The following is an 18,369-nucleotide window of genomic DNA, read 5'->3' on the forward strand; positions in this document are numbered from 1 at the left end:
TGCGCCAGCCCATCCCGCCGCTACGCGGTGCCTTCACTCAATCGCGATTCCTGACTCGTCATCGCTGTAACGCCTGTAGGGTCGCCATTCATGGCGACCAGGGAACCCCAACTGAGCCAGTGCGCTGCTTAACTGATCGGCATTAGCGATTATCGCGCCATTTTTTTAGGCTTTATTTGTAATCAATGTGCCTTTCAAACCGTGCGGTTCGGAACGCAGATACTGCGGTGGCGCTTTGGCTTGCGCGCCCAGCTCGGCGGCAGCATGCCACGGCCAGCGCGGGTCATACAGCACCGCGCGAGCCAGCGCAATCAGGTCAGCATCGCCAACCTGCAGCGCTTGTTCAGCCTGCTGCGGTTCGGTAATCAAACCCACCCCAATCACCGGAATTTTCACCTGTTTACGGATGTCACGCGCAAACGGCAGTTGATAGCCTGGCCCAACCGTAATCTTTTGCTGTGGTGAAAGACCGCCGCTGGAAACGTGCACGTAATCACTGCCCGCGGCTTCCAGCTGTTGGCTGAAGATAATCGACTGCTCAACATCCCAGCCGCCGTCAACCCAATCTGTGGCCGAAAGCCGCACGCCAACCGCAACGGAATCTGGCAACGCTTCACGCACCGCATGGAAAACTTCCAGTGGGAAGCGCATGCGATTTTCCAGCGAGCCGCCGTACTCATCGTCGCGCTGGTTACTTAATGATGACAGGAATTGATGCAACAAATAGCCATGTGCGGCATGCAGCTCAATCAGCTGGATACCCAGTTTCGCCGCACGCTGGGCGCTATCTACGTAAGCCTGTTTCAGGCGATCAAGACCCTGTTTATCCAGCGCCGCTGGCGCGCGATCTTCAGGATTAAATGCCTGCGCAGAAGGCGCAACAGTTTGCCAGCCGCCCTGATCCAGTGACAGCTGCTGACCACCTAACCACGGCGCGGCGCATGACGCTTTGCGCCCGGCGTGACCAAGTTGAATACCGAACGGAATGTCAGAGTAGTGGCGGATATCCTGCAGCACGCTTGACAGAGCGGCTTCTGTTTCATCGTCCCACAAGCCTAAATCACCCGGAGAAATACGACCTGCGGCTTCTATCGCGGTCGCTTCAATGATCAGTAAGCCAGCACCCGACAGCGCCAGTTGGCCTAAATGGATGCGGTGCCAGGCAGTGGCTTTGCCATCCTGCGCGGAGTATTGGCACATCGGAGCGATCACGATGCGATTATCGAGCGTTAACTTACCCAGTTGCGTAGCACTAAACAGTAAACTCATTGAAACCTCATTAATAGTGGCTGGATGTCTTAAAGCTTAGGGCTAAAAGCGCATTTTGCAGAGGGCTATGAGTTTGAATGTTGTAGCAAAAAATAAGTTAAGCGGAATGTGCCGCCATAGGAATAACTCGGGATATAAGGCGAGGATGCTAATAAATCATCATTTAAAGGCTTTAAAAGATAAAATATTAGCACTTTAGCGATATTGCGATTCGCGCCGATCAAAATGCCGCTGAACGCCAGCCGCGCGCTTTATCATTGCCGGTGCGCATTGCCAGGGAATGGGCAGCGTGTTGCGATCGCGCCATCACTTCCCGTTGATTAAGCTGGGTAAATTCACCGGCGCGCAGCAGATAGGCACCGTCGACAAACACATCACTCACTTCGTGGCCGAGCGCGGAATAAACCAGCGAAGAGACCGGATGATGGATCGGCGTCATTGCTGGATGTGAGGTATCAACAATCACCACATCAGCGCGCTTGCCCACTTCCAGCGAGCCGACCAGATGATCGAGACCAATCGCCCGCGCGCCGTCGATGGTAGCCATCTCCAGCACTTTTTCCGCCGTCATAATCGTCGGGTCGCGATGCACGCCTTTCTGCAGCAGCGCCGCCACTTTCATCGCCTGGAACAGATTGTGATTGTTGCTGCTGGCGGGACCATCGGACCCTAAACCTACGGTTAATCCGGCGGCCAGCATTTCCGGAATCGGCGGCACGCCCGAGGCGAGATAGAGATTGCTGCAAGGATTGTGCGAGACGCGCGTGTCGTGATGCTTCAGCGCCCGGATATCGCGCGAGTTGCACTGCACACAGTGGACCGCCAGCACATCAGGGCCAAGGAAGCCGATATCGCTGAGGAACTCGGTATCGGTTGCCTGAAAGCGCAATGTTGCCTGCTCAATTTCAAAATCGGTTTCGGCCACGTGGGTGGTGATCAGCACACCGGTTTCATTCGCCAACGCGCGCGTACCGCGTAGCACTTTTTCATCCAGCGCCCAAATCATGCTCGGTGCCAGCCCGACTTTTACCCGGCCATCCACCTGGTGATAGCGCTCAATCACCGCGCGCGCATCGGCCAGCGCCTGCTCTGGCGTCTCAATCAGTTCGGCGGGAATACCGTGCTCAGCACCGCTGGTGAGGAAGCCACGGCAAACATGGCCACGAATACCGCTGATTTCAAAGGCTTCGATCACTTTCGCGGTCAAACCTGGGCGCGGATGCGCATACATAAAATCAACCAGCGAGGTGACGCCAGAACGCAGCGATTCCATACAGCCGTGCAGCGCGGCGGCATAGACATCTTCTTCGGTCAACGCCACGGCGCTCGGCCCGGTCATGCAGGTAAACCACTTTTTCAGCACCATGTCATCGCCGAGACCTTTCAGCAGCGTCTGGAACAGATGCGTGTGGGTATTCACCATGCCGGGCATGATAATGCGTTCGCGACAGTCGATAATTTCTGCTTCCGGATAACGCCGTTGCAAATTCTCGCGCGTACCGATGGCAGCAATGTGATGGCCTTCAATCAGCAAACTGGCTTGTTGCAGAATCTCGCGCTGAGCATTCATGGTGATGATCCAGCCGTCAGCCAATAAATAACTCATGATTCACGCTCCAGCTGCTGTTGTAGTTCCCGCGCCTGCACCACAAAACCAAAGCACTGCTGCACGTTATACAGCGTGGCGTCGCGACAATAGTCGGGCGAGGTGGTGGCGCTGCAATCTTCCAGCAGCAGGCAATCGTAACCGCGGAAGTTGGCATCCTGCAGGGTGCAGAGCACGCACTGATCGACATTTACCCCCGCAAACAGCAGGGTGGTGACGTTGAGATTGCGCAGGATGCTGTCTAGCTCGCTGTCCTGAAAACCGGACATGCGGTATTTATTGACGCGAATGTCCTCGGCACATGGCGTCAGCTCATCGATCACCTCCGCCGCCCAACTGCCCGCCTGCAGCACCGGCGCGCCGGAAACCGGCAGCGGATCGCCTAAACCAACGCCATCACCGTGCGGGTTGTAGACATGCAGCAACGCCGGGCTGAGATTGAGCTTATCGGGGCGATTGCCCCAGTTGAGCCAAATCACCGGCACGTCGGCGGCGCGCAACGTTGGCAGCAAGCTTTGCAGCGGCGCAATTGGCGCGCGCGCCGGCGTGACATCAACGCCGATATGCCCAAGCCAGCCGTCGGGATGACAGAAGTCGTTCTGCATATCCACCACGATGATGGCGGTGCGCGTTACGTCAAAAATCACCGCACGATCGCGCGTCGTCAGCTGCACCGCACGCGATGCCGGATGCGGACGTTGCGTGTCGATTACTTGCGCTGAGACGCGCCACTGATTGAATCGACTGCTGCCTAAAACATTTTCCGGCATATCAGGCTCCCGTTAAGATGCGCAGATCTTCTGCATCCAGCGTGACAGGGTCACCGCTACGAATCAGTTCCGAAAAGCCTTCATTCGGCGTCATCACCGTCAGCGTATATAGCTTGCTATCACCGGTATTACGGATAGCGTGGTCGTTGCCCGGATGCAGCAGCAACGAATCGCCTTTTTTGATCGCCAGTTCCGCATCGTTGCAGCGCGCGATACCTTCGCCATGCAGCACATAGAAAAATTCGTGCGCGCTGGCGTGTTCATTCGGCGGCGTCGCGCCGCCAACGTTGAAGATCTCTACCACGAAGATGTTTTCAATGCCGTCTAACGGTTTGTCGAACAGGATGGCGAAGTAGTTGCTGCTATCCGGAGTGATACGAAACGCCTTAACATCGGCAAGATTGTTGAAACGAAACGATTTCATAAGTTATTCCTTTCGATAAGGCTGCGTTAACGCGCCGGGTTGCAATGTGCGTCCCACCACGCCGGACATCGCCAGAATGGTGAGCAGATATGGCAGGGCCAGCAGTACCTGCGGCGGCAGCGTGTTTTCAAACAGCTGCAGCGACAGTTGTAAGGCATCTGCGGCACCAAAAATAAAGGCAGCGATCAGCGCTTTAAGCGGGCTCCAGCGACCAAAGATCACAATCGCCAGCGCGATAAAGCCTTGCCCGCTGACGATGTTGTCGCGGAACAGACCGATCTGCGCGGTAACCAGATAGCTGCCGGCTAAACCCGCACCCACGCAGGAGAACAGCACGCCCCAGGTGCGGATCTTTAAGACGTTAAGGCCAGCAGCATGCGCCGCGCGGGGATTTTCGCCGACGGCGCGCAACGACAAGCCAAAGCGGGTGTGAAACAAGCCAACGTGCGCCAGCACCGCCAGCAGCAAGGTGAGATAGAGCGGCAGTGGCTGCTGGAACAGAATCGGCCCGATAAACGGCAGCGAAGAGAGCAGCGGCACATGCCAGGGTTCCAGCATCGGAATGGTCGGAGAGGATTCATTGCCCATCACCAGCGCGTAAATCCAGGTGGCGAGTCCAGCAGCGAGAATATTGAACACGATGCCAACCACAATCTGGCTGGCATGGGCGCGTAAATAGAGTGCGGCCAGCACGCAGCCAACCAGCAAGCCTCCGACGCCACCGGCGATAAAGCCCAGAGCGGTCGAGCCGCTTGCAACCGCCATCATATAGCTGGAGAGCGCGCCAAGCAGAATAGTACCTTCAATGCCAATATTGAGAACGCCAGAGCGTTCGGCGTAAATCTCGCCCAGCGCTGCCAGTAAAACCGGACCGGCCAAACGCACCGCCGCCGCCAGCCAGCTGACGAAAAAGGCGGTATCCAGGTTCATCCACAGACTCATGATTGCTCCTCCGCCAGTTGGCTGCGGGTTTTACCCTTGCCGGGCAGATTGATGCGGTAATAACGCAGCAGATCGCCCGCCAGAATCAGCAGTACCACCAAACTTTCCAGAATCAGCACCACCGACGTCGGCAATCCGGTTTGGCGCTGCATCGCGCTACCGCCCACTTCCAGTCCGCCGTAAAGTATGGCGGTCGGGATCACCAGCAGCGGGTTGAGACGTGCCAGTAACGCCACCACCACGCCGATAAATCCCACGCCGCCGGAGATGCCTTCCATCAGGCGATGCTGCACGCCTAATACCGCGCACAATCCTGCCAGCGCCGCCAGGCCACCGCCGATTAATACCGCGCTCATTTGGCGACGATTGACATCAACGCCGCTGTAGCGCGCCGCGCGCGGATTAAGACCGGCGATTTTTATTTCGAAACCGGCAGGCGTAGCGCGCATGAGCCAGAAGACAAACACGGTGGCGACCAGCGCGATGGCGATGCCCCAATGCGCGCGCATGCCGGTCATCACAAAGGGCAGCCAGCTATCGACCGGTAATCGCGGTGTCTGCGGCAAATCGCCCGGCGCACGCATCGGGCCGGAGACCAGATATTGCACGATGAACAGCGCGACATAGTTGGCCATCAGCGAAATCAGCACATCGTTGCCGCCGAAGCGAACGCGCAATGCACCGACCCAGCCAGCCCAAATCGCCCCGGCGAGAAAGGCAGCGATTAGCACCATCGGCCAGTAGAGCGGCGCAGGAATTGCCCACGGGAAACCTTGCGGCGTGCCGGAGAGCGCAATCCAGCTGGCGGCGGCGGCACCTAACAGAAAACAGCCTTCAAAACCGATATAGCCGAGTCCGGCGCGCCACACCACAATGGTGGCCAGCGCGATCAGCATCAAAGGCGTCGACTGCACCAGGCTCAGGCCAAAACTGCGTAGCGAACCAAAAGCGGCGTCAAACAGGAAGCCGTAGGCTGAGAGCGGATTGCCACCAAACGGAATAAACAGCAAGCCGGCAATAATGAACGCGGCAACGATGCCGCAAGAACTGGTCAGCACCAGTGCACCGGTGGATTCCGCCGGGGCCAGACGCCGTTCAAGCAGCTTCTTCATGTTTGCCTCCGCTTTTTTTCAGATGCGCCCCGGCCATCAGTTCGCCGAGGCGTTCTGGCGTGGCGGCGGCGGCATCCAGCTCACCGGCAATCTGACCGCTGTACATCACCGCAATGCGATCGGAGAGATTAATAATCTCCTCCAGCTCGGCGGAGATCATCAAAATGGCGCAGCCACGATCGCGCGCGGACAGCAAACCTTGCCACACGCTCTCAATCGCGCCGACATCCAGCCCGCGCGTCGGTTGCTCCACAATCAGCAAGCAGGGATCGCTGGCGACTTCACGGCCCAGAATCAGTTTCTGCAAATTGCCGCCGGAGAGCTTGCCCGCTTCAAAATCGGCATCCGGCGTGCGCACCGCAAATCGGGCGATGATATCGCGCGCATGTTGGCTAATACGCTGGCGGTCGAGCAGCCAGCCGCCCGCGCGGGTAAAGCTGCGTTGGCGGCCGAGCAGGGCGTTGTCGGTAATCGAAAGGTCGGTCACCGAACCCACGCCGCGCCGATCGGCCGGAATAAAACTGATGCCTTTACGACGCCGCGTGGCGGGTGAATCGTCGCTGATATCTTCGCCGTTAAGCAGAATGCGACCAGCCTCCAGCTCGCGCAAATTGAGCAACGCTTCCGCCAGCTCTGATTGCCCGTTGCCTTCTACGCCGGCAATGCCAAGGATTTCTCCAGCGGCCACGTTCAGCGAAACGCGCCAGATTTTTTGCTGTCCGCTGGCGTCGCGCACCGCGATGCTATCAACCTGCAGCACGGTTTTACCCGGTTGGCACGGCGTTTTTTCCATGCGCAGCACCACATCGCGGCCCACCATGCGGCGTGCCAGATCGCGTTCAGAGGTCTCTTTAATATCGACCGAATCCACCATTTTTCCGCCGCGCATCACTGAAACGTGATCGGCGATAGCCATGATTTCATACAGTTTGTGCGTGACGATCACCACCGAACGGCCTTCGGAGCACAGCGATTTCAGGGTCGCGAACAGCCCGGCTTTCTCTTGCGGCGTGAGCACCGCAGTGGGTTCGTCGAGAATCAGCACCTGCGCATCGCGATACAGCAGTTTGAGGATCTCCACGCGCTGCTGCACGCCAATAGGCAGATGCTGCACTTTGGCCCAGGGATCAATCGCCAGCCCGTGCTTGTCCGACAGCGCCTGCAAGCGTGCCGCCGCTGCATGCAGGTTGAGCACGCCGCTGGCGCTCTCTTTCAGCCCCAGCACCACGTTCTCCACCACGCTCATCGGCTGTACCAGCATAAATTCCTGATGCACCATCCCAATACCGCAGGCGATGGCATCGCTGGGATCGCGAAAACGCTGCGCTTTGCCATCCACCACGATGCTGCCCTCATCGGCCTGATACAGGCCATAAAGGATCTGCATCAGCGTGCTTTTCCCAGCGCCGTTTTCACCCAGCAGCGCGTGAATTTCACCCGCTTTAATGCTGAGCGAGACGTCGTCGTTAGCCACCACGCGTGCGAAACGTTTGGTGATGTTGTTAAGCGCGACGCGGATGTTTGCCGTTGCTGTCATGAGTCGATCCCGCTTATCAAACCGTTGGCTTCAGCGCGCCGCTGTCCAACTGCTGCCAAATCTGCTGGAATTTATCCCAGGCGCTGGCACTCACCAGTTTGGCATTGTAATGCTCGCTGCCGTTGACCACTGACCAGGCTTTAGCGACGGTGGGATGCCATTCGTCGCCGCCTTTAAAGGTTTTGTTTGCCACGGATTCGCCAACCTGTTCCACCATCCAGTCGAGGTTCTGGCGGAAACTGCAGGCCACGTAGTCGGGCGCGACGTCGCGTTGATCGACATAACAGCCGATGGCTTTCACTTTCGCCGCCGCTGCGCCTTGCATCGCGCCGAGGCCGGTTACGTCGGCGGCGTGCCAAATCACATCGGCACCGTTGCCAATCATGGTGGTCGCCGCTTCGCGTCCTTTGGCCGCATTATCGTAATCGCCAGTCACCACGCCCATGCCTTTAATGCCCGGACGGGTTTTCTCTGCAGCCTGGATAAAGGCGCGCATCATCGCTTGCTGGGTCGGGTTATCGCCGCCGCCGACAAATCCTACCGCTTTACCTTTGTCTGAGATCAGCGCAGCCAGCGCGCCGGCAGCATAAGCGCCTTGCAGGTAGGCGAGGTTCACGTACTCAACGTTGCCCGGTGATTTTTCCCCTGGCTTGAAGGTTGACGCGAAGAAGTAGGTATCGGGATATTCCGGCGCGATTTCGGCGAATGCCGAACCATATTCAAAGCTGTGACCGATGATAAGCGTGTAACCATCGTCGGCGTAGCCGCGAATAGTCTGGTCCATCTGCGCCTGCGAGACGCTTTCGCTGTGCGCCACGCTAAAACCGGCTTTTTGCAGGCTTTGCAATCCCGCATAGGCCAGCGAACTCCAGCCGCCATCAGCGACCGAACCGGGCAACAGCAGGGCGATTTTTATGCTGTTATTCGCCGCCAGCGCCTTGCGCGACAACATCGGTGCCAGCGCGGGTAATAACAGCGCGCCAGCCACTAACTTCGCAAACTTTCTGCGGGATACGTCTGCCATCATGTGTTCTCCTGGTGTGGTTTTGATGTATTAATCACCGGAAGATCATTATCTTAAAAGCATCATTTTTAGCACTTACCGATGCCTAAAAGGCAACGCAGGATGAAATATGCTTCAGCACCGTTTGTTTGTTTATATCGATCAGGTGGCGCGGAGCGGCTCAATCCGTAAAGCCGCCGAGCGTTTACACATCTCCGCCTCGGCGATTAACCGTCAGTTGATTGCGCTGGAGGAGGAGTTAGGCACGCCGCTGTTTCAACGTCTGCCGCGTAAAATGATCCTCACTGCCGCCGGTGAAGCCTTGATTCATCACGTGCGGCAGAGCTTTAAAGAGATTGAAATCGCGCAGATGAAGATCGAGGAGCTGAAAGGGCTACGGCGCGGCGAAGTGACGGTGGCGATGATGAGCGGATTGGCGGCGAATCTAATCCCGCGCGTCGCATCTGAATTTCGGCGCGCTAATCCGCGGGTAAAACTGCTGCTGCAACAGCTCACCACCGGCGAAAATATTACCAACGCGGTGGCCAGCGGCGAGGCAGATCTGGGGATTGGTTTTGATTTCGATTTGCAGCCGGTGCACCGCAATATTGCCAGCGTGCCGGTGCGATTGGGCGCGGTAGTGGGAGCAGGGCATCCGCTGGCGGACAAATCCAGCTTGCGCCTGAGTGATTGCCTGCCTTATCCGGTGGTGATTGCTGATAAATCGATGGTGATCCGCCCGTATCTGAACGAAGTGTTTGCACGCGCCTCGATCACTCTGCAGGCGGTTATCGAGACTAACTCGATCGAGGTGATGCGCCAGTCGGCGATGATGGATCAAACGCTGACATTTTTGACGCCGATCGATATCGAATCCGACCAGCGCAGCGGCCGACTGATCTATATCCCGGTGCGCGAACTGGCGCAGCACACGCAAACGCTGATGCTGATCGGCCACGATCGCGGCACCAGCGCGATTGGCAGCGTATTCGCCGAAACCATTAAAGGCATGATGTCAGAATTGCGCTAACAAGACGCGCAATGAATTGCGCCGCTACGGAATGTGCCGGTATTTGTAGCGGCGCGATTTATCGCGCGTCTTTGTATGCGGTTCGCTCAGTAAGAAAATCGAGATCAAAACTGTGCACCTCGCGCGCCAGTTTCAGCAGGGCGTGCGCGGCGCGATCGGTGGCGATAGCACCGCGTTCGGCATCGGCGGCCGCGGCGTTGCCGGTGGTGCCCGAAAGATGCAGGTCCTGCGCCATCCAGCCAAAACCAATGCCGCCTTCGGGCGTCAAAATACCGCCGCTGGCTTCGAGCGCCACCGACGTAGACACAAAATCATCCGCATACTGCATCTGCACCAATTCTGGATGGAGATGCAGCATCATGCTGGTCTCGGACTCTCCACCGTGAATGCCGTGATTGAGTTCATGCGCGCTATACAGATCAGAAGCATCAATGGTGCGGAACCAGCTGGCGCTGACGGCAAACATACCGAGTTCAATGCGCAATTGGCGACAGACGATTTCCATCAGCTGCGGCTGTCCACCATGCGAATTCCAGAAAATCAGCTTGCGTATCCCGGCGCGCCAGGCGCTCTTCGCCACTTCAAACCAGACTTTGCCTAACACGTCATAAGGCAGGGAAAGGGTGCCGGGATAGGCGAGATGTTCGTCCGATTTACCGATCGGCAAGGCGGGCATCACCAGCAGTGGCAGATCGTAAGGCAGCAGTTCGACGGCGCGCTGAATAATTCCAGCGTTGATGGCCGCATCCACGCGCACCGGCAGATGCGGACCATGTTGTTCAACGGCACCAATCGGCAGGACGGCGACGATATTCGCCATATCCAGCTCACTGAATTCCCGCGTGGAGAGATCCCACCACCAGGGCGAAGACGGCTTATGCATGTTTACCTCCATTTTTTCCCCAACATAGCGGGTTGGCAGTGCAATGGAAGCAACAAAATTCGTACTGAGCGTTGCGTTTTAGGCATCGGAAATTTTCCGGTTCAATGCAGGATGGCCTTTGCAGGCCACCGACGTAACGCTAGCATCACTGAAAACACCCGATCTTACTTCTGATTTTGACTGGTGAATTCCTGATAGTTGTCCAACGTAACCGTTTGATAAGGCACCCAGTTATAGGCTTCAGTTTGCTTACCATTAAGCATATTGTTGGCCACATCGACTGCGCCAGTTGCCTGACCTTTTGCATCCTGGAAAATGGTTACGGCCATTTTGCCGTTCTTGATGAACTGCAAACCATCCGGCGTGCCGTCGATACCGGCCACCAGCACATTGCTTTTCTTCAGCTGATCCAGCGCCATGATCGCGCCAATCGCCATTTCATCGTTGTTAGCGATAATGGCATTGATGTCATTGCCATCCTGCAGCCACGAAAGGGTTTTATCCACTGCTTCGTTACGCTGCCAGTTGGCGCTCTGCTTCTGGATCACTTTCAGGCCGGGATGATCTTTCACGTAATCTTCAACGGCTTTGGTGCGCTGGCGCGCTTCCTCCGTGGAGAGGGCGCCCATCAAAATCGCGATATTGCCTTTATTGTCCAGACGTTTTGCCAGCGCTTCGATCTCCATCTTGCCGCTTAATGCAGAGTCAGACCCCACGTAGGCCATCTTGCCACTCAACTTCACTTCGGGTTTGCGGTTAACGAAAATCAGCGGGATGTTGGCTTTTTTTGCAGCGGCAATCACCGGCATCACGCCCTGAGTATCTACCGGGTTGATAATAATCGCGTCAGCTCCCTGATTGATAAAATCATCCACCTGCTGAATCTGTAGCGAAACATCCCCTTTGGCATCGGCGAACTGGCTCTTCAGACCTTTCTCTTTTAACTGTTTTTCCATCTGACTACGTAAGATGGAAACAAAGTTCAGATCGAGGTTAGCGAGGGCGACGCCGACCATATAGGTTTTCGCCTGGACGGTGAACACGCTAAGCAGACCACAGATTATTAATACCACTTTGATTAGTTTCATTTTTTTATCTCTGCAGGGGAAGGTTATGATGTTATTGCAACCGGGTGCAAAATTAACGAGATTAAGCCCAACGTAAGAGATTCGATATGCGAGGGCTTACCGTTTAAGCGTTTCCACTTTCGGATGCGGTTGAATATTAGTCAACGCTGCAAAGCGCGAAGTTAACACCCTGGTCACAAAATCATCACGATCTGCTTCCATTTTTGCAACCGGGTGCAAATTTTACTAAAGTAGCAGTTAGCCCGACAAACTTGCCGGGCTAACAGGTTATTGTTCGATGCTGGTTAACAGGGCGTTTTGAATAATGCGTTGGGCTTTCAATGGGTTTTGTTCACGCTGTGCATCCTGTAAGGCGGCGATATCCAGTTTATCCAGCGCGCGATAGATGTGTTTTAAGAAACGAATCGATAGGTTGGCAGCTTCAACATGATCCTCACGGAATGGGAATTGATCGAGTTGCCACACGCCATCCCAATTGTTGATCTTCAACACATAGAAGAACTCAAAAATCTCCGTCATATGAACGGTGCCGACCACCAAGTCGTCATCCCAGCCGCGCAGGTTGTCATTCACATCCATTCCAAACAGACGACCGCGATCGATGATCAACTGCGCGGAGTCGGCCGGAGATTCACCCGCAAACAGCGCGTGGCCGAAATCGAGCAGCACACCGACGTTCTCCAGCCCGATATCTTCAATGCCGAGCAGGGTGCGTGCTGCAGAATCCCACGTCATTTTTACCCGTGGTTCGCGGGGCTTATATTCAATGGCAAATTTGACGTCAGGATTCGCACTCGCCAGTTCGCGCATGCCGTCCACCGCCATTTTCCACAGGTTTTTATGATCGACCTGGAACGGATAATCCCAACCATCCTGTCCCGGCCAGACTTTCACGTAGTTGGCGCCCAGTTCGCGCACCACGGTGGCGGCTTCGTGCATCAAATCAAACGCCTGTTTACGGATGGCAGCATCGGGATTAGTGAAGGCACCGCGGGAGAAACGGCGCAGATAGATCTCCGGCGTTACGCCGATCGCTTTTAACCCGGCATCTGCCAACGCTTGCTTAACCTGAGCGACCGTCACGCCTTCGGTAAACGGATAGGGCACATCCACGTAAGAGAGGTCTTCAACGCTGCCGGCGAGTTTGATCTGATCGAGCGTGCTCAGTGCAGGCCCGTAACCGTCAACGGCGTAGCGATCGATATAGTTGGCAAAGTGCCATAATCCGGCACCGAATTTCGGATACGTATAGCTACTCATAGGGCCTGCTCCTCAGAGGATTGATGGTTGAATATATATTCATACATGGTTATATATTCCATTCTGCGCCTCGTGCTGCGCAGTTAACCAGCAATCAATAGTGAAAGTGCAGGTTTAATCACAGATTATTTTCATACCTGGAAGACCAACACCTTGACGCTTTAAAGGGATTGGAGCACGACAGCAACGCCAGGTCTTCGGTTTCACTTGCTCGTTTTCAGGGCAAAGAGTGCACCATTAGCTCACATTTCAATCATTGTTCTCTGCTAAAAATGGCCATCTGCTTCATCTGTTCTTAGCCTGTTTATCCCCCTGAATCGCGTCATTACTTGCTGCACCAGAAATATTGCTAGCAATTTGGCTAGTGTGGCATGCCGCTTGCTTTACTCCTTCCATCGCTACAGGTGTGTTAATTCAGGAGGCCGTAATGTCATCGCCGCAGATTATGTGGGATATCGCCAGCCATCAGCGTTATGCCTACAGTTCCATTGAGCATCAGGTTTTGCCCGTGTGGCCGCAGGGTAACGGTTTGGCGCTGTATATCGCTATGAATCTTGAGCATTTTGCCTTTGGTATGCCGGAAGGCGCGAAGCTGTCGCAAGGGGCAAATCGTCTTGATGTGTTGAACTACGCGTGGCGCGACTACGGTAATCGGGTCGGTGGCTGGTATCTGGCCGATCTGTTTGCCGAGCTCGGTATTCCACCGGCGGTGATCGCTAACACCTCCATTCTCGATTACTGCCCCCAGCTGCTCGATCGCTGGGTGAGCTTGCCTGGTAGCGAGCTGATTGGGCACGGTCATACCAACTCGCAGCGCCAGGGCGAACTTAGCCGTGAAGATGAATATGCGCTGATCGCCCGTTGCCAGCAGCGACTGAGTGCCTATCAGCAACGGCCGGTGGCGGGGTGGTTGTCGCCGTGGATCTCAGAGAGCCACGACACGCCAGACCTGCTGCGACAGAACGGCTTCAGTTACACGCTGAACTGGGCGCATGACGATCGTCCCGTCGCACTGCAAACCTCGCACGGCGATCTGCTCTCGGTGCCTTATCCGCAGGAGATCAATGATATCCCCACCATCATTCCTAACGGCACCTCGATTGAAACCTTTTGCAGCATGATCGAGAGCCAGTTCATCGAGATGAAACAGCGCGCCGAGCAGCGTCCGCAGGTGATGGGCATTGCGCTGCATCCTTACATTGTTGGTCAGCCTTTCCGCCTGCACCATCTGCGGCAGACGCTGCAAAAAATTATCGCGCAGTGTGAAGACGTATGGCTTACCACGCCGGGCGAGATTGCCGCCCATTCACTCAATATTTCTGCAACAGCCAATACCTTAGCCACGGGAGAGCAAGTATGTCGGTAGCACCTGAAGAAGTAGAGATTGTGAAAGCGTTTCTGGCCGCGTCAATGGCGCCCGATCCGGATCGCGCCGCAGCACTGATGTCGCCTGAGGTGCTAATTACCTTTACCGGTAAGCGGGTGATGCCAACAGTTCACGGCGTCACCGCCTTTAACGCCGCCCGTTATCAATGGGTTAAGAAGCAGCTTGGAGAGTTTGACTGGATGGAGAAAAGCCCAGGCCATGTGGTGGTCTACTGCACCGGCTTTCTCTATGGCGTGTGGCCGGACGGCCGCGAGTTCGCTGGTAATCGCTATCTCGATCGCTATGAGGTGGTTGCAGGGCAGATTACCAAAATGGATGTCTGGAACGACAGCGCCGAGTGGATTCTGGCTCCGGAGCTCAATCAGCAGGCGTAGTCCGCAGTGAAATGAACAACAAAAAAAGAACTGGCATTGGCTTTGTGAGCATTGCTAGCAATAACCCTGGCATATTGATGAGAGATAAATAATGAAGCAACTTTTGCTGTCGTTGTTAGTCGCAGGTTCGTTAGGCCTTAGCAGTCACGCTGCGCTGGCGGAGAACGTCGTGCGTTGGGCCACCGATGCGGACATCCCGACGCTGGACCCGGATGCGTACGCCTCTACCAAGGCCCTGACTTTCCAGAACCACATCTATGAGTCGCTGGTACAGCGCGATAATGACCTGAAGATTCAGCCGTGGCTGGCGCTGAGCTGGCAGCAGCTGGATGACACCACATTGCGCTTCAAGCTGCGCGAAGGGGTGAAGTTTCATAATGGCGATGAGCTGACGTCTGAGGACGTGGTGGCCTCGGTCGCCAGGGTGACGGATCCGGCGTCGGGGATTCGTGCCAACGCGTCGACCATTAAAGATGCGGTAGCGGTAGACAAATACACCGTGGATATTCATCTGGTGAAAAAGACCGGTATCGCCATCAACGAGCTGACCGGCGTGATGATCATGGATAAGAAGTGGCTCAGCGAGCACAACGCCCTGAAACCTACCGATATCAGCCAGGGTACGGAAGGTTACGCCACCAATAATACCAACGGCACCGGACCGTTTATTTTGCAGAGCCGTCAGCGCGATACGCAGATGGTGCTGGTGCGTAATCCGAACTGGTGGAATGCCGCTGCGGGCACCACCAATATCGACAAAATCATCTTTAAGCCAATCTCGTCCGATGCCACACGGCTCTCAGGCCTGCTGGCGGGTGAATACGATCTGGTGACTTCGGTTCCCCTGCAGGACATTCAGCGATTGCAGAATAACCCGGCGGTGCAGATGCAGGTCAGCCCATCGCTGCGCGTCGATTATCTGACGCTGAACATGCGTGACACGCTCAATGCTAAAAACGCCAAAGCGGACAACCCGCTGAAAGATATCCGCGTGCGCCAGGCGCTCTATATGGCCATCAATCGTGAGGCGATCACACAGAAAGTGATGCGCGGTCTCACCAAGCCAACCAGTAACTATCTGGCGCCGGATATTCCGGGCTACGACGCGAAAGCCGGCGTCGATTTCCCGTATGACCCGGTTAAAGCCAAAGCGCTGCTGGCAGAAGCGGGCTATGCGCAAGGTTTCAACCTCAACTTTGATTGCCCGGAAGGCACCTACATCAATGCCGCCCAATGGTGCCAGGCGGTGCAGAGTTACTGGTCAAAAATTGGCGTGAAAGCGGCGCTGAACGTGCATCCGGCCAGCGTCTATGACCCGATTCTGGTGAATGGTCGTACCGATGTCGGCGTTTTGGGCTGGGCCAACCTGCCAATTATGGATCCCTACAGCGTGGCGGTGCAGCTGCTGCACACCAGCAACGGGAAAAGTCTCGGCACCTTCAATATTCCGCGCTACAGCAATCCGGCGGCCGACAAGCTGATCGACGACTCGGTCGGCGAGCTGGATAACACGAAGCGTCTTACCATGCTGAGTCAGGCGGTGGCGCTGGCGAATAAAGACCTGCCCTATCTGCCGATGCACTTTGAACCCACCGTCTGGGCGATGAGCAAAAAGCTGACGCTGAAACAGACGCCGGATAACGTTCAGCGCCTGTGGTACGGCAAGGTTAGCCAGTAATTTCTCGTATCGGAGCGGCGCAATGCATCGCGCCGCGTTGAAGTCAGGAGGCCGTTATGGTTTTTTTTGTGCGCAAGTTACTGCAGGCGCTGATGTTGCTGGCGGGCGTCGCGCTGCTGTCTTTTATTCTGTTTCAGTACCTTGGCGACCCGGTTGCCAGCATGCTGCCCGAGAGCGCAACCGAAGTCGAACGCGCGGCATTGCGCACCAGCCTCGGTCTCAACGACCCGGTAATTATGCAGTTCTGGCACTACATTACGCGCCTGCTGCACGGCAATTTTGGCATCTCTTACTACAACCAGGTTTCGGTATTTCAACTGATTATGGAGCGCTTGCCCGCCACGCTGGAGCTGGTGTTCGTTTCGGTGGTGCTGGCGATGGCGATCGGTTTTCCGCTTGGCGTCTGGTCTGCCATCAGCCGTAACAAACTGCTGAAAGAAGGGGTGCAGATCCTGTCGCTGATTGGCGTTTCTCTGCCGTGGTTTCTCACCGGCATCATCCTGATTATCGTCTTCTCCGTCTGGCTGGGATGGTTCCCTTCCAGCGGCCGTGGCGACGTCGTGAAGCTCGGTTTCTGGCGTACCGGGCTATTAACTGCTTCTGGCTGGCACTCTATTGTGCTGCCGGCGCTGTCGCTGGGACTGTCGATGGTGACCATCATCATGCGACTGATTCGCACCGAAATGCTCGAGGTAATGAAGTCCGATTACGTCAAGTTTGCCCGCGCTCGCGGCATTGAAAACTACCGCATCTGGTTTCGTCATGCGCTGAGGAACGCCTTATTACCGGTGGTAACGGTGATTGGTTTGCAGATTGGCGGACTGATCGCCTTCGCCATCGTGATCGAAACGGTTTTTCAGTGGCCGGGCATGGGATTGCTGCTGATTCAGTCAATTAACTTCGTTGATGTGCCGGTGCTTTCCGGCTATCTGCTGTTTACCGCCCTGATTTTTATCGTGATCAACACCCTGGTTGATCTGTTGTATTACCTGATCGACCCGCGCATGCGGGCTCAGTAAGGAGTTGCCATGATTAACGATAATTTTCCTCCTGCGGTCGCGCCCGTGCGGCGGCGTACCCGGCTGGCTCAGCAGTGGCGAGCCTTCACCGAAAGCGATCTGCTGTGGCTGTTCTGGCGCAGCAAAAGTACCGTGGTGGCCTTCAGCTGCTGCCTGATCATCCTGCTGTGCTCAATCACCAGCCACTGGATTGCGCCGCACAATGTGTTTGATACCACCAGTTTCGACTTGATGGATTCAGAGTTACCGCCATCGTGGATGAGCGGCGGCGATGCGCGCTTCTGGCTGGGTACCGATGTACAGGGGCGCGATATTCTCTCGCTGATGCTGTATGGCCTGAATATCTCGTTGATCATTGGCGGGATTAGCGTGCTGCTGTCGGTGATACTGGGGGTGGCACTCGGCGTGTTGAGCGGTTACTTCGGCGGTTTAGTCGATACGCTGATCATGCGCTTTGCCGATGCCATGCTGAGTATTCCCACCATTATGTTCACGCTGCTGGTCAGCGGCGTGGCGCGGGTGGTGATCCCGAAAGAGTTGATGGGGCACTTTGCCCCGGCGATCCTCACCGGCGCCATTGCGCTGACCGGCTGGATGCAATATGCGCGTACGGTGCGCGGTCTGACGATGCTGGAGAAAGGGCGGGAATATGTTATGGCCTCGCGCATCAGCGGTGCGCATCATATCCACATCATGCTGCGCCACATTGTACCGAACGTTCTGCGTCCGGTGCTGGTGATGGCAACGCTGCACCTCGGCGTAGCGATTCTGACCGAGGCCACGCTGTCGTTTCTCGGCGTGGGGATGCCGCCGGATCAACCTTCGTTGGGCACCTTAATCAACGAAGGCAATCAATATCTGTTCTCCGGACAGTGGTGGATTGTGGCTTTCCCAGCCGCGCTGCTGGTGATCCTTTCTCTCTCATTCAACATGTTGGGCGATTGGTTGCTGGACGCCCTTAACCCGAAATTACGTTAGGAGCGCGCC

At 56.0% G+C, this 18,369-nt stretch carries 17 protein-coding genes; 6 read left to right on the top strand and 11 right to left on the bottom strand.

What is annotated here, in order from left to right; genetic code table 11:
- Positions 1–165: 165 nt before the first annotated feature.
- The 8 genes from PMI17_RS13880 to PMI17_RS13915 all read right to left on the bottom strand — a co-directional run bounded on the left by PMI17_RS13880 (position 166) and on the right by PMI17_RS13915 (position 8,687).
- Entirely contained in the window at positions 166–1,269 is a 1,104-nt protein-coding gene (locus tag PMI17_RS13880; protein ID WP_009127931.1) for an NADH:flavin oxidoreductase/NADH oxidase, read from the bottom strand.
- A gap of 220 nt (positions 1,270–1,489) precedes the next feature.
- Positions 1,490–2,875 carry an amidohydrolase family protein gene (locus PMI17_RS13885; protein ID WP_009127933.1) on the bottom strand — a complete coding sequence of 462 codons (1,386 nt, stop codon included), beginning with the start codon at positions 2,873–2,875 and terminating at the stop codon, positions 1,490–1,492.
- The gene (locus tag PMI17_RS13890) at positions 2,872–3,645 is read right to left on the bottom strand and encodes a cysteine hydrolase family protein (protein ID WP_009127935.1); all 774 of its coding nucleotides are present in this window, start codon (positions 3,643–3,645) and stop codon (positions 2,872–2,874) included. Before PMI17_RS13890 ends, PMI17_RS13885 begins: the two co-directional genes overlap by 4 nt.
- A 1-nt stretch (position 3,646) precedes the next feature.
- Entirely contained in the window at positions 3,647–4,069 is a 423-nt protein-coding gene (locus PMI17_RS13895) for a cupin domain-containing protein (RefSeq protein ID WP_009127937.1), read from the bottom strand.
- A gap of 3 nt (positions 4,070–4,072) precedes the next feature.
- Positions 4,073–5,011: an ABC transporter permease gene (locus tag PMI17_RS13900; protein ID WP_009127939.1), complete on the bottom strand. Its 939-nt coding sequence runs from the start codon at positions 5,009–5,011 to the stop codon at positions 4,073–4,075.
- Positions 5,008–6,123 carry an ABC transporter permease gene (locus PMI17_RS13905; RefSeq protein WP_009127941.1) on the bottom strand — a complete coding sequence of 372 codons (1,116 nt, stop codon included), beginning with the start codon at positions 6,121–6,123 and terminating at the stop codon, positions 5,008–5,010. Before PMI17_RS13905 ends, PMI17_RS13900 begins: the two co-directional genes overlap by 4 nt.
- On the bottom strand, positions 6,107–7,660 hold the full coding sequence (locus tag PMI17_RS13910; RefSeq protein WP_009127943.1) for an ABC transporter ATP-binding protein: 1,554 nt from the start codon (positions 7,658–7,660) through the stop codon (positions 6,107–6,109). The genes PMI17_RS13905 and PMI17_RS13910 overlap by 17 nt, the downstream gene beginning before the upstream one ends.
- Positions 7,661–7,676: 16 nt before the next feature.
- Complete coding sequence (locus PMI17_RS13915; RefSeq protein WP_009127945.1) at positions 7,677–8,687, bottom strand: BMP family protein; 1,011 nt, start codon at positions 8,685–8,687, stop codon at positions 7,677–7,679.
- 106 nt (positions 8,688–8,793) lie between these two features.
- On the opposite strand from PMI17_RS13915, the gene PMI17_RS13920 reads away from it, so the two are divergent.
- Positions 8,794–9,693: a LysR family transcriptional regulator gene (locus PMI17_RS13920; RefSeq protein ID WP_009127948.1), complete on the top strand. Its 900-nt coding sequence runs from the start codon at positions 8,794–8,796 to the stop codon at positions 9,691–9,693.
- A 58-nt stretch (positions 9,694–9,751) separates the two neighbouring features.
- On the opposite strand, the gene PMI17_RS13925 is transcribed toward PMI17_RS13920, so the two are convergent.
- The 3 genes from PMI17_RS13925 to PMI17_RS13935 form a co-directional block, all read right to left on the bottom strand.
- Positions 9,752–10,576 carry a creatininase family protein gene (locus PMI17_RS13925; protein WP_009127950.1) on the bottom strand — a complete coding sequence of 275 codons (825 nt, stop codon included), beginning with the start codon at positions 10,574–10,576 and terminating at the stop codon, positions 9,752–9,754.
- Between the two features lie 164 nt (positions 10,577–10,740).
- Entirely contained in the window at positions 10,741–11,664 is a 924-nt protein-coding gene (locus tag PMI17_RS13930) for a substrate-binding domain-containing protein (protein WP_009127952.1), read from the bottom strand.
- A 267-nt stretch (positions 11,665–11,931) separates the two neighbouring features.
- Positions 11,932–12,924: a sugar phosphate isomerase/epimerase gene (locus PMI17_RS13935; RefSeq protein WP_009127954.1), complete on the bottom strand. Its 993-nt coding sequence runs from the start codon at positions 12,922–12,924 to the stop codon at positions 11,932–11,934.
- 427 nt (positions 12,925–13,351) lie between these two features.
- On the opposite strand from PMI17_RS13935, the gene PMI17_RS13940 reads away from it, so the two are divergent.
- From PMI17_RS13940 to PMI17_RS13960, 5 genes are all read left to right on the top strand, one after another.
- A complete protein-coding gene (locus PMI17_RS13940; RefSeq protein ID WP_009127957.1) occupies positions 13,352–14,290 on the top strand; it encodes a polysaccharide deacetylase in 939 nt (312 codons plus the stop codon).
- Positions 14,281–14,685, top strand: a complete 405-nt coding sequence (locus tag PMI17_RS13945) for a nuclear transport factor 2 family protein (RefSeq protein WP_009127959.1) — start codon at positions 14,281–14,283, stop codon at positions 14,683–14,685. Before PMI17_RS13940 ends, PMI17_RS13945 begins: the two co-directional genes overlap by 10 nt.
- A 91-nt stretch (positions 14,686–14,776) precedes the next feature.
- Positions 14,777–16,363, top strand: a complete 1,587-nt coding sequence (locus tag PMI17_RS13950) for an ABC transporter substrate-binding protein (RefSeq protein ID WP_009127961.1) — start codon at positions 14,777–14,779, stop codon at positions 16,361–16,363.
- 56 nt (positions 16,364–16,419) lie between these two features.
- Positions 16,420–17,382 (top strand): ABC transporter permease, encoded by a 963-nt coding sequence (locus PMI17_RS13955; RefSeq protein ID WP_009127963.1) that lies wholly within the window; start codon positions 16,420–16,422, stop codon positions 17,380–17,382.
- Positions 17,383–17,391: 9 nt separating this feature from the next.
- Positions 17,392–18,360, top strand: coding sequence for an ABC transporter permease (locus PMI17_RS13960; RefSeq protein ID WP_009127965.1), 969 nt, complete (start codon positions 17,392–17,394; stop codon positions 18,358–18,360).
- Positions 18,361–18,369 lie beyond the last annotated feature (9 nt).

Origin of the sequence: Pantoea sp. GM01, from assembly GCF_000282675.1 — a bacterium.
In the GTDB taxonomy this organism is placed as follows: Bacteria; Pseudomonadota; Gammaproteobacteria; order Enterobacterales; family Enterobacteriaceae; genus Pantoea; species Pantoea nemavictus.